Below are 1,417 nucleotides of genomic sequence, written 5' to 3' on the forward strand. Positions count from 1 at the left end.
TCAGCGGATCGCATCATACAGCTTTTTAGTGGCTCTGGTTGGCAACCAACATTTTGATGCAGTCTTACTGGGCGATATTCGCCAACCCTGGATGCAAGATATCGCTTGTTCCGAGATGCAGACCAGGCAATTTTAGTAGATGACGGCGCAGCAACATTGTCAATCTATGATTATTTGTTGCGTCCTTCATCTTGCATGCTGCCGGTGAAGCTATTTGATTGTTCTGCCGAGCGTCTGCGAGAAGTAAATCAGATAAAACTGCAATTGGGCATGCTTATCCGGCCGCGGCAGGTGAAAATTTTTTCGGTATTCAATTTTGCTGATTCGACCCCGGGCCGCCATCAGTTCAGGTTGCTGAAAAACGCACTGGGTTGCCCATCAACACCCGGCAATTATTGGCATTTTATTGGTTCTCCGGTTGTTGAAAAGAACATTGCCAGTGCGCCAGAGTATGATGCGGTATTAGTTGATGCCATTGAATCCCGGCAACATCAGGGCCAGGCTGTTTACATTGCCCATCGGGCAGAGAACCTGGCGGATAAGTATGACAAGTTAGTGGCGCTTGGCTTTAAGGTAATAAGGAGTGAGCAACCCTATGAGCTTTTACTGCTACAGCAGCCAGATTATCCCGCCAGCGTGGTTAGTTTTCATTCGACTTGTTTGTTTAATTTGGCAGTGATCTTTGGTGATAACATAGAGAAAATCTGTTACCAACTTTGCGACAGTACGCTAAGGCAACTAAAACAACTGTATATTATGCAAAACCAGTACAGTGTGTATCAGCATATTGATAGTATTTATCAACGCTTGCCAGACTTTAATATTGTTGCTCGTCAATTAACCTATCAGGAGCCCGCTTAATGGCTAAAAATGTTGCCTTGATTACCGGCATTACCGGCCAGGATGGTGCCTATCTGGCTCGTTTTTTGTTAGCGAAAGGTTATGAAGTACATGGGTTACGACGGCGCACGTCCTTACCTAATTTGGATCGCATTCAAGATTTGGTGGAAACACCTCAACATGTCAGAAACAACTTTTACTTACATTACGGTGATATGACCGACGGCATGTCGCTGGTCCGGCTGCTTAGTGCAGTGCAACCGACAGAAATCTATAATCTGGCAGCTCAAAGCCACGTGCACGTGTCTTTTTCTTCAGCCGAATATACTGCTGATGTTAATGCTACCGGGACTTTACGGTTGCTGGATGCGATTCTCACATTGGGTATGACCGATAAGGTGCGGTTTTATCAGGCGTCTACCTCAGAGCTGTATGGTAAGGTGCAGGCAGAGCGACAGAATGAAAGCACACCTTTTTATCCCCGATCTCCTTACGCTACAGCAAAACTCTATGCTTACTGGATCGTTGTGAACTACCGGGAAGCCTACGGGATGCACGCCTCCAACGGCATCCTCTT

2 protein-coding genes are annotated in these 1,417 nt (G+C 46.3%); both read left to right on the top strand.

Features of this window, described 5'->3' with window-relative positions:
• Positions 1 to 105 precede the first annotated feature (105 nt).
• Positions 106 to 861: a hypothetical protein gene (locus V7D78_RS17345; protein WP_333609703.1), complete on the top strand. Its 756-nt coding sequence runs from the start codon at positions 106 to 108 to the stop codon at positions 859 to 861.
• A partial coding sequence (locus V7D78_RS17350) for a GDP-mannose 4,6-dehydratase (RefSeq protein WP_333609704.1) occupies positions 861 to 1,417 on the top strand: 557 nt, incomplete at its 3' end. The genes V7D78_RS17345 and V7D78_RS17350, both read left to right, overlap by 1 nt.

It is taken from the genome of Arsukibacterium sp. (genome assembly GCF_036735525.1).
GTDB lineage: Bacteria > Pseudomonadota > Gammaproteobacteria > Enterobacterales > Alteromonadaceae > Alishewanella.